Source organism: Promicromonospora sp. NPDC057488, assembly GCF_042802395.1.
Classification (GTDB): domain Bacteria; phylum Actinomycetota; class Actinomycetes; order Actinomycetales; family Cellulomonadaceae; genus Promicromonospora.
In genome coordinates this window covers 27471-51126 of the sequence record NZ_JBHVEG010000016.1, presented here as the reverse complement: position 1 = coordinate 51126, position 23656 = coordinate 27471, and the positions used below count along the sequence as shown (strand labels likewise).

Genomic DNA, 23656 nt, shown 5'->3' with positions numbered 1-23656 from the left:
GCCGTCACCGGTTGCCGAGATCGAGCGAACCGCTCGCCACGCCGTCGGTGTTCGTGCGCCGGGCCCGCTCGACGTACTCGGAGGCCTTGGTCGTCTCGGTCTGCAGCACGCCGATGGTCTGCGACATGGAGTCCAGCGCGCGGGTCTTGAAGTCGCTGATCGAGTCCATCGTCGCGTAGATGTTCGCGAACGCCGTCTGGAGCTGCTCGATGCCGACCGTCGAGCTCGCGGCCTGCTCCTGGATGGTCGCCGACTGGTCGGCGAGCATCTTCGAGGTCGACGCGATCATGTTCGACGTCGTCGTGTTCAGGGCGCCGATCTGGTCCAGCACGAGCTTCTGGTTCGCGAGGGCCTGCGCCACGATGACGGCGGTGCGCAGCGCGGAGACCGTGGTCGTGGTCGCGCGGTCCACGCCCTTGGTGAGCTCGATGTTGTTCTTGATGATGATGTCGATCGCGAGGTAGCCCTGGATGGAGACCGCGAGCTGCGTGAGCAGGTCCTGGTGCTTCTGGCGCACGTAGAACAGGACGTCCTCGGACAGGGCCTTGGCCCGCTCCGGGTCGGCGATCTGCAGCTCGGCGATCTTCGCGGAGAGCTGGGCGTCGAGCCGCTCGGCCACGTAGATGTACTGGTTGAGCCGCGTCATGGTGTCCCAGAGGTTCTGCTTCTCCAGGTTGAGCGCGGCGTTGTCCTTGCGCAGCTCGTCCTGCCCGTTGTAGAGGGCCTGGATGATGGCGTTGAGCTGGCCCTGGGCGGACTCGTAGCGGCGGAAGTAGTCCTGGATCTTGTCGCCGAACGGGATGACGCCGAGGATCTTGCGGCCGACGCTGGCCTCGGACGGGTCGAGGTCCTCGACCGTGCGGCGCAGCTCCAGGAGGGTCTGGCCCACCTTCGAGCCGTCGGCCAGGCCACCCTCCTTCAGGGCGCGCACGGGCGTGGCCAGCAGGCGGTTGCTGGAGTCGGCGGCCTGCCGGATGTCCTGATCGCCCATGGTGCGCACGTCGTCGGCGCGCTGGGCGAACTCGGGGGAGCGGGTGTCGGTGCCGAGCAGGCCGTCCAGGTAGGTGCTGACCTTCTGGTCGAGCGCGGGAGCCACGGCGGGGTCCACCTTGGGCGCCATCTTGGGCGCCTGGGTGCTCGCGACGGGCTGTACCGGGTCGGGCGCGGTGAGCACGAGCGGCTCTGCTGGCGCGGGGGGTTGAAGCGGCATCGGCTCGGTCATCGGTGCTCCTCGAGATAGGGCGTCCGAACGCGGCGAGTATATGCCGCGGGCTACCGTCTTCGAGGGCGGAAGCGCTGCTCGGCGGGGTGAGAACGAGGGGGCGCCGGACAGAGTTCCCGGGGGAGCGGGTGACTGCTGGGCCGACGTCGGACGGGACCCATCCCGTGCGGCAAGATGCCTTGGCAAGTAGCCTTGCCAAATGGATGAAGTTGAGGGCATCCTGGTCTTGCCGAGTGCGTTGAGGTGAGCATGAAGATCGAGGACCTGAACCTGACACCTGAGGAGCGGGCAGAGCTCGAGGCCTGGGGCGAGGAGATGGCGGCCAAGGCCGTCACCGACGACTACGCAGAGAAGCTGCGACCGACCGAACCGGCGTTGCTCGAACTGCAGCGAGCAGCGGCCCGGCGCATCTACTTGACCAGCCAGGCCGAGAAGGCCGTCCGAGACGCAGTTGCGCAGGCCCGAGCGCAGGGGCTGTCGTGGAACGTCGTCGGCCAGGCGCTGGGCACCACGGGCGAGGCCGCTCGGCAGCGGTACTCGGCTGCGTGATCGCGGGACCACCATGGCTGGTCGGTTGCCCGGGTGACTGCTGGGTGTGGTGCGCCTCACCCGGCGGCCTCCCGCGGAATAGGCCCGCCGGGGCCCGGGGTTTGGGAGCATGAACGCAGTTGTTCGGACACCCTTCCAGACAGGATGTACACGAAGCCATGCCCTCGCGCCGGTTCTCCCGCCCGCGTGCCGCCGTCGTCGTCACGGCAGCCGTCGCCCTCCTGCTCGCCGCCTGCACCTCCGGGGGAGGAGGGAGCACCGGTGAACCGTCGGGCGAACCCGTCACCGGGGGCACGCTGACCTACGCGTCGGGCGACGCCGAGCCGTCCTGCCTCGACCCGCACGTCGGCGGCAACTACCCGCAGGCGCTCATCGCCACCCAGTACCTGGAGTCGCTGGTCTCCCTCGACGAGGACGGCGAGGTCGTCCCGTGGCTCGCCACCGAGTGGGACGCGAGCGACGACGGCCTGGAGTGGGAGTTCACGCTCCGCGACGACGTCACCTTCACCGACGGCACGCCGTTCGACGCCGAGGCCGTCGCCGCGAACATCGCGCACGTGCAGGACCCGGCCACGGCGTCGTCGACCGGGTACCTCGCGCTGGCGAAGATCAAGGACGTCGTCGCCGTCGACGACCACCTGGTCCGGTTCGAGATGAGCGCCCCCGACTCCGCGCTGCTGGAGTCGCTGTCGCAGGTGTGGGTCGCGATGGAGTCGCCCAAGGCCCTGGAGCGCAGCCAGGAGGAGAACTGCGCCGCGCCCGTCGGCACCGGCCCGTTCGTCGTCGACACGTGGGAGCGCCAGGACTCGGTGACCCTGGTCCGCAACGACGACTACAACTCGCCGCCGGCCGACGTCGCCGAGGCGACCGAGGGCAGCGACCTGCCGTACCTCGACTCGATCGTGTGGCGGTTCATCCCCGACTCCGCGAGCCGCTACGCCGCCCTGCAGTCCGGCGAGGTGCAGGTCATCGACAACGCGCAGCCGGACACCATCAAGTCGGCCGAGTCGGACGACGCGATCGAGGAGCTCGACGCCCCGCGCCCCGGCGCGTCCAACCGCATCGAGCTCAACTCGGGCAAGGCCCCGTTCGACGACGAGCGCGTCCGCGAGGCGTTCATTCGCTCCGTGAACGTGGACGACGGCATCGAGAGCCTGTTCTTCGGCACCGCCGAGCGGTCCTACTCGCCGCTGTCCAGCGTCGAGCCGCTGGGCCTGAGCCTGCCCGACCTGTTCACCGTGGACACGGACGCGGCGTCCGACCTGCTGGACGACGCCGGCTGGGCCGAGCGCGACGCCGACGGCTACCGCGTCAAGGACGGCGAGCGCCTGACCCTCGACTTCCCGGTGAGCACCAACCAGTCGATCCCCGCCGAGCAGTCCCTGTTCGAGCAGATCCAGGCGGACGCGAAGACCGCCGGCTTCGAGGTCAAGCTCCAGCCGCTGGACCTGTCGAGCTGGTACGGCGTGCTCGCCGAGAACGAGTACGACCTGGTCAGCGCGCCGTACACGAAGGTCGGCCCGGACGTGCTGCGCATCCTGTACCACTCCGACTCGATCACGCCCGCCCCGAGCGGCTACTTCGCGAACCTCGCGCAGGTGGACGACGCCGACCTCGACGAGCTGCTCACCCAGGCTTCGGCGACCGGTGACGCCGGCGAGCGGGCCAGCCTCTACGAGGAGGCGCAGCAGATCATCCTCGAGGGCTACTACATCCTGCCGCTGTACGACCAGCAGAACCACTTCCTGCGCTCGTCGAGCGTGCAGGGGCTGCGCGCGATGCCGACGGTGTCGACGCCCACCTTCGCCGGGGCCTGGCTGGTGCCTTGACCCTTCCGGTCCCCACCACCGGGGCGCGCAGGAGGCCGGTGCCGGGCAACCGGCACTGGCTGCTCCTGCGCGCCGGCGGGGTCCTCTTCGTGCTGTGGGCGGCGGCGACCATCACGTTCTTCGCGCTCCGGCTCGTGCCGGGGGACCCCGCGGAGGCGATCCTCGGCGGCCCCGGCTCGCAGGCAGGCCCCGAGGCGCTGGCGCAGGTGCGCCGCGAGTACGGCCTGGACCAGCCGCTCGTCGTCCAGTACCTGACCTACCTCGGGCGGCTGGTGACGGGCGACCTGGGCCAGTCGTACTCGCTGCACAAGCCGGTGCTGACCGCGATCGGCGAGCAGTTCGGCGCCACCCTGACGCTCGCCCTGGTCTCGCTGGCGCTGGCGTGGGCGCTCGCGTGCGCTCTGGCGGCGTGGAGCGTGCGGGGCGGGCGGATCGCCTGGGCCATCGGCTCCGGGCTGGAGCTGGTCGCCGCCGCCGTGCCGCACTTCTGGCTCGCGACCGTGCTGATCCTGTTCTTCAGCCTGACGCTCGGCATCCTCCCGCCGGTCAGCGTGCCCGGGCCGCTGGGGATCGTGCTGCCCGCGCTGACCATGGCGATCCCGCTGGCGGGGTTCCTGGGCCAGGTGATGCGCGAGTCCCTGCTCACGGCCATGGAGTCGCCCTTCGTCACGACGGCGCGAGCCCGCGGCGAGAGCGAGGTGCGCATCTTCTGGCGGCACACCCTGCGGCACGCGGCCATCCCCGCCGTCGGGCTGTCGGGGTGGGCCTTCGGGTCGCTGATCAGCGGCGCCGTGGTGGTCGAGTCCGTGTTCGCGCGGCAGGGTCTCGGGCGCAGCCTGCTGTCCGCCGTGCAGCTGCGCGACGTCACGCTCGTGACCGGCATCGTGCTGGTGGTGGCGCTCGCGTACGCGGTGATGACGCTGGTCACCGACCTGGCGGACCGAGTCATCGACCCGCGCACCCGGGCGGTGGCCGAATGAGGTTCCGGCCCACCGTCGCCGAGGCGATCGCCGGCGTCCTGCTCCTGCTGCTCGTGGTCGCGGCGCTCTGGCCGAGCCTGCTCGCGCCGGGCGACCCGCTCGCCGTCTCGCACGCCGACGCGTTCCAGCCGCCGTCGCTCACCCACCTCTTCGGGACCGACGAGTCGGGCCGCGACATCTACACGCGGGTGGTGCACGGCGCCTCGGAGTCGCTGCTGATCGGGGTGCTCGCCACCGCGATCGGCATCGGCCTGGCGATCGTGCTCGGCTTCGTCGCGGGGCTCGGGCCGCGCTGGCTCGACTTCGGCACCACCCGGGTGGTCGAGGTGCTGTTCGCGTTCCCCGGGCTGCTGCTCGCGCTGCTGTTCATCGTGGTCACGGGGCCGGGCGTGCTGAGCTCGACCATCGCCGTCGGGCTGGCGACCGCGCCCGGCTACGCGCGCATCATCCGCTCCCAGGTGCGCCGGACGGCGTCCGCGGAGTTCATCGAGGCCGCCCGCGTGCTGGGGCGCAGCCGGCTGTGGATCACCGCGCGCCACATCCTGCCGAACGTGACCGCCGCCCTGTTCGTGCTGGCCACGCTCGGTCTGGGGCAGGCGATCATCTGGGTGTCGTCGCTGAGCTACCTCGGCCTGGGCGCAGTGCCGCCCGCTGCCGAGTGGGGCGCGATGCTGGCCGCGGGCCGCACGTACATCGCCAACTTCTGGTGGATGACGTTCTTCCCCGGCCTCGCGATCGTCGCCAGCGCCGCCGCCGCGACCGTCATCGGCCGGGGTATCCAGAAGCGGAACAGGAGTGCCTCGTGAGTGTTTCTGGGCCGGGCGAGGGGTTGCCGACGCCGGGCGAGCCGGTGCTCGACGTCCGGGACCTCGTCGTGTCGTTCGGCGGACGGCGGGTGGTCGACGGCGTGAGCCTGCGCGTCGCCGCGGGCGAGTGCGTGGCGATCGTCGGCGAGTCCGGGTCGGGCAAGAGCGTGACCGCGCGCAGCGTCGTCGGCCTGGCGGGGGACGGGGCGCGGGTCTCGGCCGCGCGGCTCTCGGTCGCGGGGCAGGACGTGCTCTCCCTGTCCGGACGGCGTCTGCGCCGGCTGCGCGGGGGCGTCGTCGGCCTCATCGCACAGGACGCGCTGGTCTCCCTGGACCCCCTGCGCCCCGTCGGCCGCGAGATCGGCGACACGCTGGCCCTGCACACCGACCTCGACGCCGCCGCGCGGCGCGCGCGCACCGTCGCCCTCCTGGAGCGCGTGGGCCTGCCCGACGCCGAGCTCCGGGCCGGTCAGCGACCCGGCCAGCTCTCGGGTGGGCAGCGGCAGCGGGCGCTGATCGCCTCGGGTATCGCGGCCGACCCGCGGCTCGTGATCGCCGACGAGCCCACCACGGCGCTCGACCAGCCCGTGCAGGCCGGGGTGCTCCGGCTGCTGGGGCAGCTGCGCGACGAGGGCACCGCCGTGCTGCTGATCAGCCACGACCTGTCGGCGGTGCTGGGGGTGGCGGACCGCGTGCTCGTGATGACCGACGGCGTGGTGGTCGAGGAGGGCACACCGGCCGAGGTGTTCGAGCGCCCCCGGCACCCGTACACGCGCAAGCTGGTCGACGCGGTGCCGGCGGGCCGGGCACGCGGCGAGTCGCTGGCTGCGCCGTCGGCTGCGGCCGCTGAACGTAGGGATAGTCGCGCTCTGAGCGCTGACAAGGCGACTATCCCTACGTTCGGCGGGTCCGCCGGCGCCGGTGCCGGCGGCGGTGGTGAGCACGAGGTGCTGGTCGAGGCTCGCGGGGTGTCGCGCGTGTTCCACGTCGGCGGGCGGGAGATCGTCGCCGCCGACGACGTGTCGTTCACGCTCCGCGCCGGCCGCACCCTGGGGCTCGTCGGCGAGTCCGGCTCGGGCAAGTCGACCACCGCGCGGCTCCTGCTCGGGCTCGAGCACCCCGACGCCGGCGAGGTCACGCTGCTGGGCGAGCCCTGGAACCCGCTGCCGGAGGCCCGACGCCGTCCGCGCCGGCACCTGATCGGCGCGGTCTTCCAGGACGCGCTGAGCTCGTTCGACCCGCGCTGGACGGTCGGCGCCGTCCTGGCGGACGCGATCACCCGCGGCCGGTCGCTCCGGCCCGGACCCGTGCGCGCGCAGATCGCGGACCTGCTCGGCACCGTGGGCCTCGACCCCGCGTTGGCCGCACGGCGTCCGCTGCACCTCTCCGGCGGGCAGCGGCAGCGCGTCTCCGTCGCGCGGGCGCTCGCGGCCGAGCCCCGGGTGCTGGTCCTGGACGAGCCGGTCTCGGCGCTCGACGTCTCGGTCCAGGCGCAGGTCCTCGACCTCCTGGACCGGCTCCAGCGCGAGCGCGACCTCGCCTACCTGCTGATCACGCACGACCTGGGCGTCGCCCTGCACATGAGCGACGACCTGGCGGTGATGCAGGAGGGCCGCATCGTGGAGCAGGGCCCGGCGTCGACGGTGTTCGAGGACGCGGCGCACCCGTACGCGCGGCAGCTCCGGGACGCCGTCCGCCTCTAGGGCCGCCGACCGGGCGGGGGAAGTGGCCGCGGTGGGGCCCGACCCCCGGGGAGAGCTGTGCGCTCCCAGGTAGGTAACGCTGAGCGAGCACTGCTAGCTCAGCGTTATCTACCCGTGGGCACAACGTCCGCCCCGTAGCCGTCCGGCCGGGCACCACTGCGGTGTCGGCGCCCTCCCGGCACGGATCAGCCGACGCCGACGTGCTGCCGCTCGGGCTCGATCACGGCAACGATGCGCTCCTGCTCGCGGGAGTACGGCTCGCCGGTGTACTTGCGGGCGAGCTGATCGACGATCGCCCAGCCCGCGTCGCCGTCCAGCCACTCGACCACCCTGCCCCGGACGACGACGGGCTCGAACGGGTTGTCGGCGGGCGCGACGGACAGCGCCACGCGCGGGTCGCGGCGCAGGTTGCGGGCTTTGCGCATGGTGGGGCCGGTGAAGAACACGATCCGGTCGCCGTGGGTGCCGACGAACACCGGGGCGGCGTGGGGCGCGCCGTCCGGCAGGACCGTGGCGACGTGGGCGATCGAGGTGCCGTCGAGAACGCGGCGGACTGCGGGTTCGAGCATGTTGGGCTCCTTCAGCGGTGGTGGCGGGCCCAACCTACGAACCGGCCGGCGGCCCGTCTTGAACAAAACGCGCATGCTCAGGCGAGCAGCGGCGTCCGGCGTCGGGCGGCGAGAAACGGCCCGTACGACGCCGCGTGCTCGTGGTCGCACGCGCACCGGTCGGCGCTGCCGCCGAGCAGCCGGCGCGGGGTCAGCCCGGTCAGGCGCACGCACTCCCGGCCCAGGTGCGCCTGGTCGGCGTAGCCGGTGTCGACGGCGATGCCCGCCATGCCGTCCGCGCCGCGCCGCCCCGTGGCCACCGCTCCGGCTTGCGCGAGGGCCAGGAAGCCCTGGAACCGCAGGGTCCGCTGCAGCACCTTGGGACTCAGGCCCAGGGCCCGCAGACAGCGCCGGCGGAGCTGGCTCGGCGAGAGCGCCAGGTGACCGGCCACGGCGTCGACGGTGACCGGTCGCCACGGCATGAGCGCGGCGACCGCCGCACCCACCAACGGGTCGGGCCGGAACGTCCGGAGGTCTCCCAGGAGGCGGTCCTCCAGGAGCCGCAGCGCGTGCTCCGGCGTCGGCGCCAGGGCGGTCCGGTCGATGAGCTCGTCCACCGAGCCGCCCCAGAGGTCCGCCAGGTCGACGCGCTGGTCCACGAGGTCGTCGAGCGTCGTCGGCAGGCGCGGCGGGGTGCCGGGGTGGTACCGCACGCCGACGACGGTGGTGCGCGCCGGGACCACCTCGACGTCCGGGCCGGTCAACGGCCCGACGAGCTGCGGCCGACCACCGATCGGGAGGTGGATCTCCACGCCGCCCGTGGGCAGGTTCCGCTGCACGTACGGTGCCTCCCCCGCGCGCAGGACCCACGCCGTCCGCACCACGCCGGAGAGCGCGGGCCGGGGCGGGCGCTCGACGTAGGACTCCATGGGGTCATCCTTCCGGCACAGCCCGGCCGCCTGCCAGGGCACCGGTCGATGAGTTTCCCGGGCGGACGCCGTCAACCCCGTGGAGATCGGCCCGACGAGGCCGCCGAGACCTGGAGGACTGCGATGCCGCGATACCTGATCTCGTTCGATGACGGCGCGATGACGTTCCCGCAGGAGGACCTGCCCGCGGTGGCCGAGGCCTCGCACGCCGTGGTGCAGGCGGCCAAGGACGCCGGCGTCTGGATCTTCGGTGCTGGGCTGGAGCGGCAGCAGGCGTCGGTCGTCGCGACCGACGGCACCGTGACGGACGGGCCGTTCCCGGAGACCAAGGCCGTGCTCGGCGGGTTCTCGATCCTCGAGGTGGCCGACCGCGACGAGGCGCTGGAGTGGGCGGCCCGGATCGCGGAGGGCTGCCGCTGCGCCCAGGAGGTCCGGGAGCTCATGTACGACCCGGAGTCCTGAGCTCCGACCCGGAGTCCTCATCATCCGGCTGCCGTGGCGCACCTCCCCTTCGAGGCCTAAGTTTCTCCGCTTTGGGCCGGCTCAAAGCGGAGAAACTTAGGCCTCGAAGTTGAGGGACCAGCGGGTGAGTACCCCGGTGTCGCCCGTGGCGGTGTCCTGGACCTGAAGGCGCCAGGTGCCGTCGGCCGGCTCGTCGCTCAGGTCGACCACGAACGTCTGGTGCACGTCGTCCGCCCCAGCGCCCTCGCGGTCGAGGAGGGGGTAGGCGGTGCCGTCCGGAGCGACCAGGCGGACCACCAGGTCACCCCGGTAGGTGTGCGTGATGTCGACGCCGACCTGGGCCGCGCCCGAGGCGTTGCCCGGGCACGGCGTCAGCGTGATCGGGCTGTGCACCGTGGCGTTGTCCGGGATCGGTACCGGTGTGGTGTTCTCACCCTCGCAGACGTCCTGCTGCCGCGGATCGAGGTCAAGGGCCCAGGAGTCGACGAACCCGGTGTCGCCGGGCTGGGTGTCGCGGACCCGCAGCCGCCAGACGCCGTCGGCGGTCTCGCCCGAGAGATCGAGCGTGTACGTGCCCTTGAGATCGTGGGCGCCGCCGCCCGTGCCGCCGTGGAGCCGGTGGGCCCGGCCGCTCGGCGCGACCAGGTCCACGTAGAGGTCGCCGACGTAGCTGTGCACGATCGCCAGGTCGACCGTGGCCGCGGAGCTGGGCGTGGTTCCGCAGCCCGTGACCTGGACGACCGACTCCACCGTCCCGCCGTCCTGGACGGGCAGGTCGCTGCCGTTCGTCTGGCTGCAGCCCGGCGGTCCGGCCACCGTCAGACGGTAGGTGGCGGAGTGCCAGGTCCGGCCGCGTGCGCGGACCTGGACGCCGTAGGTGCCCGGAGCCGCCGACGGCGAGGCGGTCACGGTCAGCACGGACGGCCCGCCGGACGTGACGACTGCCGGGTCGAGCCGGGCCGTCACCCCCGGCGGGAGCCCGTGCGTGGTCAGGGCGAGCTGCTGCGGGTCGCCGAGCGTGGTGCGGGTCGAGACGGCTGACGTCATCGGAGCACCCGCCTGGACGATCGCCTCGGCCGGGTCGATCGAGACCGCGAAGTCATGCCGCGGCGGCGGAACGCTCCCGGTGTACAGCAGGCGGTTCGGCGAGCCGCTGCCGGCCTCGGCGACGACGTCGGGCGTCGCGGCACCGAGCAGGGCGGCCGAGACGGCGGCGGGCGTCAACGCCGGGTCCTCGCCGAGGTAGAGCGCCGCGGCGCCCGCCACGTGCGGCGCCGCCATCGAGGTGCCGTTGATCGTGCCGGTCGCGCTGTCGTCGTCCGCCCACGCCGAGGTGATCGACGACCCGGGCGCGAAGAGGTCGAGGCAGACGCCGATGTTCGAGTAGGCGGCCCGGGTGTCGTTCCGGGTGGTGGCGCCCACGGTGAGGGCGTCGGGCACCGACGCCGGCGAGCGCGTGCAGGCGTCCGCCCCGTTCTCGTTTCCCGCCGCCACCGCATACGTGATCCCGTCCGCGACGGACGCCGACACGGCGTCGTTCAGCGCCTGCGAGAAGCCGCCCCCGAGCGAGAGGTTGGCCACCGCCGGCTCGCCCGGCCTATGGTGGGCGGTGACCCAGTCGACGCCCGCGATCACGTCCTCGGTCGTGCCGTCCCCGGCGCAGTCGAGCACCCGCACCGCGATCAGGGACACGTCCTTGGCGATCCCGTGGGCCTCCCCGCCGAGGGTGCCCGCCACATGGGTGCCGTGTCCGTTGCAGTCGTCGGCCTCGGCGTCGCCGTCCACGACGTCCACCCCCGACTCGGCACGGTCCTCGAAGTCCTGGTGGGTCACCCGGATCCCGGTGTCGATGACGTAGGCGGTCACCCCGGCGCCGGTGTTGGCATAGGCGTAGGAGGAGTCCAGGGGCGGGGTGCGCTGGTCGGACCGGTCCAGGCCCCAGCTCGGCGTGGGCGACTGGACGTCGGCGGCGCTCACCCGCCGGTTGGGCTCGACGTAGGCGACCGCCGGATCGTCCTCGAGCCGGCGGACCTCCTCCTCCGGCATCGTGGTGCTGAAGCCCCGGACGGTGTGCGCGAACGTGGTCCGCACCGTGCCCGAGAACCGGTGCGCCAGTCCCCGGGCCGTGGCACCGAGCGACACCGGCCCCGGGCCCTCGCTGTCCTCCAGCACCACGATGTACTCGCCCGGGATCGATCCGGCACGCGCGCCCGCGGCCAGCACGGCCGGCGCCGCCGGCGGTGGCGTGCTCCCGGACCCCGGGGGCACCGGCAGGAGGAGCCAGCTCAGGCACGCCGCGGCCGCGACGACGCGCGCCACCCGCCGCCGAGCGCCGCCGTGCCGCGCCGGGACTCTGCTCATCGTGGTCTCCCCAGTCCTGGCCGGGCCGTGCGGGTCCCGGCGTCACGAGACGGATCACGGCTCCGCGGCGCCGTCGACAGCCGGCGAGCCGCGCACACCGTACGGCCCGTGGCCACGCCCCGGACCCGCTGCGCGCGGGTGATTCGGTCGTCGGCGAAGTGAGAGCGATCTGTTACCCGGCCGGTCGATGCTCACCCCTGTGCGCTGCTGGAACGCGGCGCCGGACGACGACGATGGGATGAAGGATGCGTGCACGTACGGGCTCCGGGGACCGCGCCAAGGCCGCTTCCCGGCGAAGGCCGGAACCAGGTCCCGCGGCACACCGCGCACTCGCAGCGCTGGCCGCGCTGGCCGTCGCGGTGCCCCTCGGCGTCGGAACGCTCCCGGCTCCCGCACGCGCGGAGCAGCCCGCGTCCCGTCCTCCCGCGCAAGCCGCCACGGAGCCCTCCGCGCCCGACCTGCTGACGCCGGTGACCCGCGAGCAGCGCGCCGAGGAGCGCGCGGTGGCCGAGGCACAGGCCACCGGACGCCGGGTCGAGGCGCCGGAGCTGCGGACCGAGACGCAGACGGTGTACGCGAAGCCCGACGGCAGGATGGTCGCCGAGTTCAGCTCCGCCCCGGTCCGGGCCAAGGGCGAGGACGGGAAGTGGCGGAAGATCGACACGGAGCTCGGCACCGGTGCGGACGGTCTGCTCCGCCCGGGTGCGACAGCGGTCGACCTAGCGTTCTCACCGGGCGGACCCGGCGCCGACCTCGCCCGGATGGAGGAGGGCGGGGCGACACTGGCCCTGGAGCCGGCGGAGGACCTCCCCACCCCCTCGACCAAGGGCGGCACGGCCACGTACGAGGACGTCCGGCCCGGGGTGGACCTGCAGGTCGTCGCCTACTCGTACGGCTTCTCGACCCGGCTCGTGGTGCACGACCGTGAGGCGGCCGAACGACTCGCCGCCAAGCCGTTCACGCTCGGCGTCTCCGGGGGCGACGACGCCGTCCGCGAGCGCGCCGGCGGGCTCCAGGTCGAGGCGGCCGAGGGGGACGGGTCGATCTCGGCCCCACCGCCGTCGGCGTTCGACGCCGACGGACGGGCCGTCGCGCTGGACCCCGGCACCGAGCCGGGCTCGGTGCGCCTGGCGCTCGCTGACGAGGCCGTCGACGGCGGGACCGAGTTCCCGATCACCATCCTGAAGGACCACACGGCGGACAAGTACGGCTGGGCGACGGTGCTCTCGGGCCTGCCGACCTTCAACGGCTGGAACACGAGCGGGGAGCCGCCGCTGGCGCAGGTGGGCCGGTGCTGGTCGGGCTGGGGTGCGTGCGGCCTGCGGAACATCGGCGTCGCCTGGACCTACTGGCGGTTCGACACGAGCTTCCTGGCCGGCAAGGTCGTGGTCAACGCGGACCTGAACGCCGTCGTGGAGCACAGCCCGGACTGCAACGCGACCGCCCGGTACCACCACGTGCACAAGGCGACCGCCCACCCCGGGTCGGGCACCACCTGGAACACCAAGCCGGGGTACGAGTCCACGTACGTGAACATGCTGGTGCCCAAGGTCAACGCGAGCTGGGGGTGCGGCGGGGCCAAGACGGCCGCGGCGGACGTCACCTCGCGGGTCAACCGCGGCGGGCACACGTCGTTCCTGGTGGCGCCCGCGGACGACGCCGACGTCGAGAACTCGCCGTGGTGGCGCAAGTACAACAACAACGCCAAGCTCGTCACGACGTACAACACCGTGCCGGACGCGCCGTCCGGGCTGGTGACGGACCCGCCGCTGCGGACACCCTGCAAGTGGTGCGCGGGGGTGCCCTACATCAGTGACTCCAGCGTGAGCATCAAGGCGACGCTGACCGACCAGGACCGGGACGCGCTCCGGGGCGTGTGGCGGTACACGAGCAACGGGCAGACCACGAGCTACGTCAGCCCCAGCGCCTCCGCGTCGGGCACGGTGCACTCCCGCCCCGTCACGACCGCGGAGAACGCCGTCAACACCGTGACGTGGCAGGTGAACGCACGCGACTGGAACAACGACGGGCCCGTCGCGACCGGCCCCAGGTTCGTCGTCGACCGCAAGGCGCCGCCCGCGCCGGTCGTCGACGGCTATCTGTACACCGACGAGAACCGGTGGCACGGCGGAGCGGGCGTCGAGGGCCGCTTCGACCTGAGGACGTGCACGAACGCGCTCGTGCAGGCCGGGCGCTGCACCGACGCCACGGGCGACGACGACGTGGACCACTACCTCTGGGGGTGGTCCAGCCCGCCGGCGAACAAGACCGACGCCGACGCGCTCGGCGGGAACGCCACCCTCTGGACGGCGCCGCCGGGCGACGGCCCGCGGTCCTTCTTCGTGCAGGCCGTGGACCGCGCGGGCAACAAGAGCCCCGTGGTGACCCAGCACCTGCGCGTGCGTCCGGGCAACGGCGCCTACGCGGACTGGTCGCTGGACGGCACGGGCAAGGACCGCGCCTACCTCGGCGACCGCGACATGGAGCCGGCCGACGGCGCGTCCTACGTCGACGGCGCGATCAACCGGGGCCTGCTGCTCGACGGGGAGTCGGGGCACGCCAGCGCGCCGAACGCCGTCCGCACCGACGCGAGCTTCTCGGTGTCCGCCTGGGTCCGGCTCGACGACGCGAGCGGGGCCAGGGCCGCGGTGAGCCAGGACGGCACCAGGTACTCCGGGTTCGTGCTCTGGCAACGACCGGACGAGGACGGCGACGGCGAGGACGACGGCGGCCGCTGGGCCTTCGGCATGGCCTGCTCCGACGTCGAGTACAAGGGCACGTCCATCGCCTCCTCGGCCGAACCGTCGGAGACCGGCGTGCTGACCCACCTCGCCGGCACCTACGACGCGCGGACGCGCAAGCTCACGCTCTACGTCGACGGCGAGAAGGCCGGTGAGGTGACGCGCGGCGCGGCCTGCCCGGACTGGGACGCGAACGGTGACGTCCAGGTCGGCCGGACGATGTGGGGCGGCGATGCGGCGCGCGATCACTGGGACGGCCTGGTGGACGAGGTCAGGCTCTACGAGCGGACGCTGACGGCCGCCGAGGTCCAGGCGGCGGTGGCGGGCTCGAACGTGCAGGTGGCCCAGTGGAAGTTCGAGGACAAGCCCGGCAGCAGCACCACGCTGAACAGCGTCCCCGGCGGCCAGGCGGGCGTGCTCCATCCCGACGCCTACCTCTGCGGCGACTGCGACGCCGACGGCTCCGAGGACCCGAGCGTCGCCGAGGGCGCCGTCGGCCGGGCGGTGCACGTGGGCGGCGCCGACGGCGAGGTGGTCTCGTCGGACGGTCCAATCGTGACGACGAACCGCAGCTACTCGGTGGGCGGCCACGTCCGGCTCGACCCGGCGGTGGCGGACGGCCTGGCGGTCGGCGACCGGGTGGTCGCTCTGTCGCAGGACGGCACCGAGCGCAGCGGGTTCACCGTCTCCTACGTACGGACCGGTGCGACGGCGGGGCAGTGGGAGTTCGCCACGTACGGGCAGGACGCGCAGGGCGCCGCGCCCGACGCCGTGACCCGCGTGGCCGCGGCCGACCCGACCACGTGGACCCACCTGTTCGCCGTCCACGACGGGGCGAACGGCGCCATCAGGCTGTACCTGAACGGCAACCCGGGCGACCCGGTCGAGCGCGCGGGCACCCAGTTCGCGGCGAGCGGCCCGTTCGTGATCGGCCGGGGCCTGGACGGTACGCCCTCGGCCCGGTGGGGCGGGGCCGTCGACGAGGTCCGGGCGTTCACCAGGGCCCTCGGCGCCGACGAGGTCCAGGCCATCGTGACGCGCGACGACGTCGCCGTGGGCCGCTGGGCCCTCGACGGGGACGCGACCAGCGCGACCGGCGCCGCGCTGGACGGCACGGTGCACTGCGACGGCACGACGTCGGAGACCGCCTGCAAGTGGGATCCCGGGCAGAGCGACATGCCCTCGGACGAGAACAACCTCGACCGGGCCCTGACCGGGAACGGCAACGACTGGGTCTCGGCACCGCATGCCGTGGACACCACCAAGAGCTTCGCGGTCACGGCGTGGGCGTGGATCGACGACCTGAACGGCACCTCGGCGATCGTGTCCCAGGACGGGCAGAGCACGAGCGCGTTCCAGCTCGTCAAGCTGTCGAACGGGCGGTGGGGGTTCCAGAAGTCCTCGGTCGACGGCGCCGGCACGGCCTACGTGGCGCAGGGACCGGTCGCGCAGGCCGAGGTGTGGACGCACCTGGCCGGTGTGTACGACGCGACGGCTAAGACCATCACCCTGTACGTCAACGGGGAGGTGGCCGGTACCGCCGCGGCCCCGGTCGCGTGGGACCACCCGGCGGGCGGGCTCCAGATCGGTGCGGCGCTCGGCTCCGGCAACCGGCAGAACCGGGTGCTCGGCGCGATCGACGACGTCACCGCGTACAGCAGGGCGCTGTTCCCCGACGAGGTGCGCGACCTGGCCGGGCGGGACCTGACCCTGCGGCACAGCTGGCGCATGGACGAGGGCCAGGGCGACACCGCGGCCGACGCCGTCGGCGGGTCCACGGCGGTGGCGCCCGCCGCGGCGCAGGTCGGCTGGACGGACGGCGTGCTCGGCAACGCGGTCGAGCTGGACGGCGTCGACGACCACCTGACGGCCAAGGACCTCGACCTGCGGACGGACGGGTCGTTCACGGTCTCCGCCGTCGTCCAGATCGACCGTTCCGCGGACTGCAGCTGGAAGGAAGGGGAGGAGCCGGCCGGGCCGGGCGAGTGCATCCACACGGCGCTGAGCCTGGACGGCGTGGCGGGCAGCGACAGCCGGATGCGGCTGGGCTACCAGGGCGGCGTGGACGCTGTGAACGAGAACGGCGACTGGGTCTTCGAGATGTCCAACCAGAACCGGACGAAGGCCGCGACGGTCAAGGTGTTCTCGTGCGAGCCGGGGACTCCCGAGGCGCCGTGCGACTTCGACCGCCCGGTGCACCTCACGGGCATCTTCCATGCCCCGACGGGGCAGATCTGGCTCTTCGTCGACGCGATGCGCACCAGCGGGGGATACGGGGTCGAGGCCTGGCAGACTCCCGGTGATCTCCAGATCGGCCGTGGCCGCGACGACTCGGGCAACCCGGCCGAGTACTTCCCGGGGGTGGTTGACGACGTGCGGGCCTACGCAGGGGCCTTCAACGACGGACGCGTCAAGGAGCTGTACCAGTTCTACGCCTCGGGCGGGCTCCTGGACCCGGTTCCCCCGGAGCCGCCCGCGCCCACCCACCAGTGGAAGCTCGACGAGACGGACGGCACGGCCGTGGCGGTCGACAGCGTCGGGCGACTGGACGCGACCATGCACAACGCGGTCGCGGCCGACGTGATCGGCGGGCGGCAGGGCAAGTCGCGGACCTTCGACGGCGTGGACAGCTACGCGGTCACGGAGGGGCCGGCCGTCGACACCGGCGGAGGGTTCACGCTGTCCGCCTGGGTCTACCCACGATCGCCCGCAGACAGCACCGGCTGGGAGGTCGTCGTCGAGAGCGGGTCCAGCTTCGTGATCACGAGGACGGGCAACCGGTGGGGCGGCGTCGCCGCGTGGACGGACGCGGACGGCCAGACGGTCACCAAGGGCGTCTACTCCGACGAGAACGTGCGGGTCGGCCACTGGTCGCACCTCGCGCTCGCGTACGTGCCGAACCTCGACCAGATGCGGCTCTACGTGAACGGACGCATGTCCGAGCTCGTGTCCGGCGTCCCGGCCGTGGCGGCGGCCGACGTCCTGCGGATCGGTGCGCACCACGACCTCGGCCTGCCGTTCAACGGGCACATCGACGACGTGCGCGTGTTCGGCAGCGGCCTGTCCGACGGCCAGGTGGCCGCCGTCTACAACGACGTCTGGGACCCGTCGTACGGGAGGTGGACGTTCGACGCCGACACGGTCGCCGACAGCTCGTGGCGCACCAACCCGACCACGTCCGGTGGCACGGTCGGGTTCGTCGACGGCAGGTTCGGCCGCGCGCTGTCGCTGGCCGCCGCCACCCCCGGCTTCGCGCAGACCACGTACTCCGGCGCCCCGACCTTCGGCAGCGTCACGGTGGCCGCGCGGGTGCGGGTGACCGACGGAGCGGGCACCCAGACGGTGGTGTCGCAGGACGGGACCCGGATGAGCGACTTCTCGTTGCAGTACGACGGCGACATCGGGCGCTGGTCGTTCGGCGGCTGGACCACGGACGCCGACGACGCCACGTTCGCCCGGGCCTACTCGGGGCCGCCGGCGGCGATCGGCAAGTGGGCGCACCTGGTGGGCGTCTACGACCACCCGGCCAGGCAGCTCCGGCTCTACCTGGACGGCGCGCTCGTGGGCGTGCAGGACGGCGTGACCCTGTCCGCGGCGCAACGCCGCCTGGCGATCGGCCGCGGGCAGGTCCGCGCGGCGAACGCGGAGTACTTCACCGGAGACATCGACCAGATCGACACCTGGATGGGCGTCCTGTCGGCGCGGGAGATCGCAGATCTCGCGGCGCAGACCGGGCCTGCGGCACGGACCGAGGGAGACGACTGATGAGCTGGCGAACGAGCCCTGACCGGCGGACCCTCCGCCGCTGGACGGCGACCGCCCCGGCGACCGCGCTGGTCGCCACCCTGCTGGTGGTGGCGCAGGTGCCGCAGGAGGCGTTCGCGGACACGCCGGGTGCCGTCGGCGACATGGCCTCGGTGCCCGTCGTGCCGGACGGCGCCATGGACGCCCCGGCGACCGACGACTCGACGAACGACGCGCTCAGCGGCCCGCAGGACCCGGGCAGCGAGGTGTCCGACGGGGGCGGCCGGCCGACGGCGACCCCCCTGTCGCCGTCGGCCACGTGGGACGTGTCCGAGCAGACGGGCGACTTCACCTGGTCGTACCCGCTGCGCGTGCCGCCGGTCCCCGGCGGCCTCAGCCCGAACCTGGCGCTGGGCTACGCGTCGTCGACCGTGGACGGCCGCACGAGCGCGACGAACAACCAGCCCTCCTGGGTGGGGGACGGCTGGGGCCTGGGGGAGAGCTTCGTCGAGCGCACGTACGGCGGGTGCATGGAGGACAAGGAAGGCAGCCGCAAGCCCGGGACCGACTTCGACGACGTCGGCGACCTCTGCTGGCGGAGCGACAACGCCACGTCCGTGTTCGACGGCGGAGGTGGGCTGATGATCCGGGCCGGCGGCGACACCTGGCGGCTGAAGAACGACGACTACACCAGGGTGCAGCAGGTCGGCTCGCCGGACGGCGGCCAGCAGGACGGCGAGGGGTGGAAGATCACCACGACCGACGGCACCCAGTACTTCTTCGGGTCGCGGCCGGCGTCGAGCTCGGTGTGGAAGGTCCGGGTGTACGGCGACGACAGCGGAGAGCCGTGCTTCGACGAGGCGTCGTTCGAGCGGTCGCACTGCGACCAGGCGTGGCGGTGGAACCTGGACAAGGTCGTGGACCGCAACGGGAACACGATGCTCTACGACTACGCCAAGGAGACCAACAGGTACGGCGACTTCAACGACGCCGACAAGGCGATCACCTACGACCGTGGCGGCTGGCTGGAGCAGATCCAGTACGGCCTGCACTCCACGGCGGCGTCCACCCCGGCCGCGACTGTCGAGTTCGATACGGCCGACCGGTGCATCCCCGGGGAGGACTGTCGCACCAGCCAGCACCAGAACTGGCCTGACACACCCCTGGACCGGCTGTGCGAGGGCGCGACCTGTGCGGAGAACTGGTCGCCCACGTTCTGGACCGGGCAGCGCCTGGACACGGTGACCACCCAGGTCCGCAAGGGCGGCGAGCTGACGCCGGTCGACCGGTGGACGCTGCAGCAGTCGTACCCGAGCCCCGGCGACGGGAGCGCGGGGGCGGCCCTCTGGCTCCGCTCCATCGAGCACCGGGGCCTGATCGGCGGTGGCACCGGAGCCGCGCTGCCCAAGGTCACGTTCGAGGGCGCGCAGATGGCCAACCGCGTGGTGACCGACAACCAGACGCCGATCAACCGGTACCGGATCACGAGCGTCGTCTCCGAGGCCGGGGGCGTGATCAGCGTCAGCTACGCCCCCGCGAACTGCCTGGACGGCGCCGGCCGCCTGCCCACCCCGCACACCAACGACCGCCGGTGCTACCCGGCGACCTGGGCCGACGAGACGCACGAGGAGCAGACCGCCTGGTTCAACAAGTACGTGGTCTCCGGCCTGGTGATCGGCGACCTGATCAGCTCCAGCATCGAGCAGCAGGTCCAGTACCGGTACGACGGCGCCGCGTGGCACTACGACACCAGCGAGCTCACCGCGCCGGAGCAGAAGAACTGGAACGAGTTCCGCGGCTTCTCCCACGTCACCACGATCAAGGGTGACCCGGAGGACGAGGCGGGCCCGCAGACCCGCACCGACACGCACTACTACCGCGGCATGGACCAGGACCGGCTGAACCCGGACGGCGGCCGGCGCTCGGTGGTGCTCGACGACTCCGAGGGCGACCCCCACACGGACCACGACTGGCTGCAGGGGTTCGAGCGCGAGTCGGTGACCCGCAACGGCATCCGCGACGACTCGCCGGTCGTCACCAAGTCCCTCACGGACCCGGTCTGGCGCGGGCCCACCGCCGCGCGCGGCGACCTGAAGGCCTACTTCGTCGGCACGGGCACGGAGCGCACGTTCACGCCGACGGACTCCGGCGACGAGGTAGAGACCCGCAGGGCCACGACCTACGACGAGCACGGGCAGCCGGAGACGCTCGACGACCGGGGAGACGTGTCGACGACGAGCGACGACCTGTGCACCACCACGGACTACGCGGCCGACACGAGCGCCTGGCTCCTGTCGTTCGCCGTGCGGGTCCGGACGGTCGCGGTGGCGTGCGGCACGACGCCGTCGTACCCCGGGCACGCCGTCTCGGACCTGCGGACCCGGTACGACGGGCAGGGCGTGGGCGCGGCGCCGACGAGGGGGAACGTGACCCTGGTCGAGAAGGCGGTGCGCTACCAGGGCGCCGACCCGGTCTACGAGGCCCAGTCGACGGCCCAGTACGACGTCCACGGGCGCGTGACCCGGACGGCGGACGCCCTGGACCGGGCGACCAGCACCGTCTACACGCCCGCGACCGGTGGGCCGACCACGGCGACCGTGGTGACCAACCCGGCGCAGCACGTCACGAGGACCGACCTGGAGGTCAGCGACGGGCAGGCGGTCAAGGTGACCGACCCGAACGGCCTGGTGACCGAGAACGCCTACGACCCGCTGGGGCGCCTGGTCAAGGTGTGGGGCACGGACCGCCCCCGGACCCGGTACCCGGACACGCCGTCGGCCACCTTCGGCTACGCGATCAGCCGCGACGCCCCGAACGTGGTGACCGCACGCCAGCTCGGCCCCAACTCGAACGACGCGCGGCCGCAGTACATCGAGGCGCGCACCATCTACGACGGCAGCTACCGGGTGCGGCAGGAGCAGGCCGCGGCGGCGGGCGGCGGCCGCCTGCTGACCGACCACAGGTACGACACCCAGGGCCGTCAGTACATCGTGACCAACCCGTTCTTCAACGACGCGCCGGTCGACTCACGCCTGTGGCGGGCCGCGGACTCGGAGGCGCTGGGGCAGGACGTCACGAAGTACGACGCGGCGAGCCGGCCCGTCCAGGCCGAGTTCCAGGCCAACACCGAGACCGCGTGGGAGACCCTGACCCGGTACGGCGGCGACCGGACGTACGTCACGCCGCCCGAGGGCGGGACGCCCACCATGACCGTGACGGACGCGCGTGGCCGGGTCACCGAGCTGCACCAGTTCGAGGGCGGGACGCCCACCGGCGACGCCGACGTGACCCGGTACGAGTACACCCCGGCCGGCAAGCTGGAGACGGTCACCGACCCCGCCGGGAGCGAGTGGGAGTACGCGTACGACCTGAGCGGGCAGAAGGTCCGCAGCGACGACCCGTCCGCGGGCGTGACCGAGTCGGAGTTCGACGCGGCCGGTCAGCTCGTGCGGACCACCGACTCCCGGGGCCAGGTGCTCGACTACGAGTACGACGCGCTGGGCCGCAAGACGCACGTCCGCGACGGCAGCGACTCCGACGCCGAGCTGGCGAGGTGGACCTACGACGCCAGCCGTTTGGTGCGGCCCGACGGGACGGCGACGGTGGCCAAGGGCAGGCCGACGTCGGCGCTCCGGATCGACGCCGACGGCGACACGATCACCTCGAAGGTCAGCTCCTACACCGCGACGTACCGGACCAAGCAGACCCTGCTGACGATCCCGCAGTCCGAGGGCCTCCTCGGCAACGGCGCCGGCGGTCCGCGGACGTACGCCACCGAGTACACGTACAACCCCGACGGCAGCCTGAGGACCGAGCTGCTGCCGACCATCGGTGAACTGCGGCAGGAGGAGATCTTCCACACCTACGACGACGCCGGGCGCCCCGCCATGACGTACGGCGGTCCCGCCGGCTCCGGCGGGACGACGTACTACGCGTCCTGCTCCACGTACACGCGCCTGGGCGAGATGCAGCGCGTCCAGCTCGGCGGTGTGCCCGACCTGTACGACCAGCAGAACGACTGCGCCACCGAGCGCGACGAGACCGCGCGCCGGGCCTGGGTCACCACCTACTACGAGGACTACACGCGCCGTGTGGAGCGCACCGTGGTCGACGCGGAGGTGTCGCGCCCCGAGCAGGCGGACCTGGCCTACGACTACGACGACGCGGGCAACATCCTGTCCATCACCGACACCCCGGGTGAGCAGCAGGCCGACCGGCAGTGCTTCGAGTACGACCATCTGCGGCGGCTCACGGAGGCGTGGACGCCGGGCGGTTCGTGCGACGACGAGCGCGGCGTGGACGAGCTCTCGGGTCCGGCGTCGTACTGGCAGTCGTTCACGTACGACAGGTCCGGCAACCGGCTCACCAAGGTGGACCACGCCGTGAAGGGCGACACCACGGAGCGGTACGAGTACCCGGAGGCCGGGGCAGCCCAGGCCAACGTGGTGGAGTCGGCCGAGACCGTGTCGGCCGACGGGACGCAGGTCGCGCTCGACGAGTACGCCTACGACGACGCCGGCAACACGGTCCAGCGCGGTGACCAGCAGCTCGAGTGGGACCAGTTCGGCAAGGTCGCATCCGTAACCGAGGGCGGGGAGGTCACCTCGTTCGTCTACGGGGCCGACGGCGACCGGCTGATCCGGCACGAGTCCGACGCCTCCACGCTGTACCTGCCGGGCCAGGAGCTGCGGGCGGACAAGGCGACCGGGGAGCTCACGGCGACGCGCTACTACTCGCACGCCGGCCAGCCGGTCGCGGTGCGCAGCTCCGGCGCGCTGACCTGGACCGCGAGCGACCATCACGGGACGGCGCAGGTGGCGATCGGCTCGGTGAACATGCAGACGTCGGTGCGCCGCATGGACCCCTTCGGGCTGCCGCGCGGGGAGCAGCCGGACGAGTGGCCGAGCGAGAAGGGGTTCGTGGGCGGTGTGGTCGACGCGTCCGTCGGGCTGGTCCACCTCGGGGCCCGGGAGTACGACGCGGGGCTGGGGCGGTTCATCTCGGTGGATCCGTTGATCGACAACAAGGACACCCAGCAGATGAACGGGTACGCCTACTCGAACAACAACCCGACGTCTGCGTCGGACCCGGACGGGATGTTCCTCGGGTGGCTGTTCAAGACGATGCAGAATCTCGTGAAGACGGTCAACGCGGCGTTCAAGCCGAAGTGGAAGGCGCCTCGCGGCGGCCCGGGCTTTGAGAAGAAGCGACCGCTTTCCTCTGCGACGCGGAAGCACCCGGGTGGGGAGATTATCTGGGACTTGGCAACGAACGAAAAGTTCGATGTATATCAGCGATCAGAGCTTTTGGACGTCAGTAGTGACCATGAGGAAGTGGACTTTCTCGAATGCTCTGGTCCGTCCGCTGGTATGACGAACAACCCAGGGTGCGCATATGGCGTCGGTGAGGCAGGCTCTCGCGAGACAGAGGTTTCGGTCAGCGGCGAAGGTTCGGCGGGTGTGGACTGGGGGGGCCTCAACTTCGGTTTTAAAGCCGGATACTCATCAACGGTTCGTAAGGTGGAGTCGTGGACAAAGGACTGGGGGCCCGGCAAGCCAGTGGAAGTACGTGCAGGCAGTAAGGGCAAGGTGGTTCTGGGTGTCGAGTATCGTGTCGAGAGATGGCGCGATACCGAGTACGCGGTCATAAACAACGAAATTGTTGAGACCAGAAACAGGACGTACGAGGTCCGTATTCCAGTTGGAAGAACCATCGACTACCAAGACGCTTACTGACGACCGCAGTCGGTCCTGGCGTGGTTGCGCTCGTAAGCCCGGAACGC

At 72.3% G+C, this 23656-nt stretch carries 12 protein-coding genes; 8 read left to right on the top strand and 4 right to left on the bottom strand.

What is annotated here, in order from left to right; translation table 11 throughout:
- Window positions 1–4 precede the first annotated feature (4 nt).
- Window positions 5–1222: a toxic anion resistance protein gene (locus ACFU5G_RS05490; RefSeq protein ID WP_121385630.1), complete on the bottom strand. Its 1218-nt coding sequence runs from the start codon at window positions 1220–1222 to the stop codon at window positions 5–7.
- A 249-nt stretch (window positions 1223–1471) separates the two neighbouring features.
- Here ACFU5G_RS05490 and ACFU5G_RS05485 point away from each other — a divergent pair, with 249 nt between their 5' ends.
- From ACFU5G_RS05485 to ACFU5G_RS05465, 5 genes are all read left to right on the top strand, one after another.
- On the top strand, window positions 1472–1771 hold the full coding sequence (locus ACFU5G_RS05485) for a hypothetical protein (RefSeq protein ID WP_377231427.1): 300 nt from the start codon (window positions 1472–1474) through the stop codon (window positions 1769–1771).
- 158 nt (window positions 1772–1929) lie between these two features.
- Window positions 1930–3600, top strand: coding sequence for an ABC transporter substrate-binding protein (locus ACFU5G_RS05480; RefSeq protein WP_377241582.1), 1671 nt, complete (start codon window positions 1930–1932; stop codon window positions 3598–3600).
- Entirely contained in the window at window positions 3597–4580 is a 984-nt protein-coding gene (locus ACFU5G_RS05475; protein ID WP_377241579.1) for an ABC transporter permease, read from the top strand. Before ACFU5G_RS05480 ends, ACFU5G_RS05475 begins: the two co-directional genes overlap by 4 nt.
- On the top strand, window positions 4577–5386 hold the full coding sequence (locus ACFU5G_RS05470; protein WP_377241577.1) for an ABC transporter permease: 810 nt from the start codon (window positions 4577–4579) through the stop codon (window positions 5384–5386). Before ACFU5G_RS05475 ends, ACFU5G_RS05470 begins: the two co-directional genes overlap by 4 nt.
- Entirely contained in the window at window positions 5383–7089 is a 1707-nt protein-coding gene (locus tag ACFU5G_RS05465) for a dipeptide ABC transporter ATP-binding protein (RefSeq protein WP_377241575.1), read from the top strand. Before ACFU5G_RS05470 ends, ACFU5G_RS05465 begins: the two co-directional genes overlap by 4 nt.
- Window positions 7090–7274: 185 nt before the next feature.
- Here the strand turns inward: ACFU5G_RS05465 and ACFU5G_RS05460 are convergent, their stop codons facing one another.
- On the bottom strand, window positions 7275–7658 hold the full coding sequence (locus tag ACFU5G_RS05460) for a TIGR03618 family F420-dependent PPOX class oxidoreductase (protein WP_377241573.1): 384 nt from the start codon (window positions 7656–7658) through the stop codon (window positions 7275–7277).
- Window positions 7659–7735: 77 nt separating this feature from the next.
- Window positions 7736–8566 carry a helix-turn-helix domain-containing protein gene (locus tag ACFU5G_RS05455; protein WP_377241571.1) on the bottom strand — a complete coding sequence of 277 codons (831 nt, stop codon included), beginning with the start codon at window positions 8564–8566 and terminating at the stop codon, window positions 7736–7738.
- A gap of 123 nt (window positions 8567–8689) precedes the next feature.
- Here ACFU5G_RS05455 and ACFU5G_RS05450 point away from each other — a divergent pair, with 123 nt between their 5' ends.
- A complete protein-coding gene (locus ACFU5G_RS05450; RefSeq protein ID WP_377241569.1) occupies window positions 8690–9028 on the top strand; it encodes a YciI family protein in 339 nt (112 codons plus the stop codon).
- A gap of 96 nt (window positions 9029–9124) precedes the next feature.
- Here the strand turns inward: ACFU5G_RS05450 and ACFU5G_RS05445 are convergent, their stop codons facing one another.
- Window positions 9125–11389: a S8 family serine peptidase gene (locus ACFU5G_RS05445; RefSeq protein ID WP_377241567.1), complete on the bottom strand. Its 2265-nt coding sequence runs from the start codon at window positions 11387–11389 to the stop codon at window positions 9125–9127.
- A gap of 245 nt (window positions 11390–11634) precedes the next feature.
- On the opposite strand from ACFU5G_RS05445, the gene ACFU5G_RS05440 reads away from it, so the two are divergent.
- Window positions 11635–17895: a LamG-like jellyroll fold domain-containing protein gene (locus ACFU5G_RS05440; protein ID WP_377241565.1), complete on the top strand. Its 6261-nt coding sequence runs from the start codon at window positions 11635–11637 to the stop codon at window positions 17893–17895.
- Window positions 17895–23609 carry an RHS repeat-associated core domain-containing protein gene (locus tag ACFU5G_RS05435; RefSeq protein WP_377241563.1) on the top strand — a complete coding sequence of 1905 codons (5715 nt, stop codon included), beginning with the start codon at window positions 17895–17897 and terminating at the stop codon, window positions 23607–23609. Before ACFU5G_RS05440 ends, ACFU5G_RS05435 begins: the two co-directional genes overlap by 1 nt.
- The last annotated feature ends 47 nt before the right edge of the window (window positions 23610–23656 follow it).

Excerpts from the sequence above, each read along its gene's own strand:
- ACFU5G_RS05435 (WP_377241563.1), top strand. The coding sequence starts at position 17,895 with ATGAGCTGGCGAACGAGCCCTGACCGGCGGACCCTCCGCCGCTGGACG.
- ACFU5G_RS05490 (WP_121385630.1), bottom strand. The coding sequence starts at position 1,222 with ATGACCGAGCCGATGCCGCTTCAACCCCCCGCGCCAGCAGAGCCGCTC.
- ACFU5G_RS05455 (WP_377241571.1), bottom strand. The coding sequence starts at position 8,566 with ATGGAGTCCTACGTCGAGCGCCCGCCCCGGCCCGCGCTCTCCGGCGTG.
- ACFU5G_RS05445 (WP_377241567.1), bottom strand. The coding sequence starts at position 11,389 with ATGAGCAGAGTCCCGGCGCGGCACGGCGGCGCTCGGCGGCGGGTGGCG.
- ACFU5G_RS05485 (WP_377231427.1), top strand. The coding sequence starts at position 1,472 with ATGAAGATCGAGGACCTGAACCTGACACCTGAGGAGCGGGCAGAGCTC.
- ACFU5G_RS05440 (WP_377241565.1), top strand. The coding sequence starts at position 11,635 with ATGCGTGCACGTACGGGCTCCGGGGACCGCGCCAAGGCCGCTTCCCGG.
- ACFU5G_RS05460 (WP_377241573.1), bottom strand. The coding sequence starts at position 7,658 with ATGCTCGAACCCGCAGTCCGCCGCGTTCTCGACGGCACCTCGATCGCC.
- ACFU5G_RS05470 (WP_377241577.1), top strand. The coding sequence starts at position 4,577 with ATGAGGTTCCGGCCCACCGTCGCCGAGGCGATCGCCGGCGTCCTGCTC.
- ACFU5G_RS05480 (WP_377241582.1), top strand. The coding sequence starts at position 1,930 with ATGCCCTCGCGCCGGTTCTCCCGCCCGCGTGCCGCCGTCGTCGTCACG.
- ACFU5G_RS05450 (WP_377241569.1), top strand. The coding sequence starts at position 8,690 with ATGCCGCGATACCTGATCTCGTTCGATGACGGCGCGATGACGTTCCCG.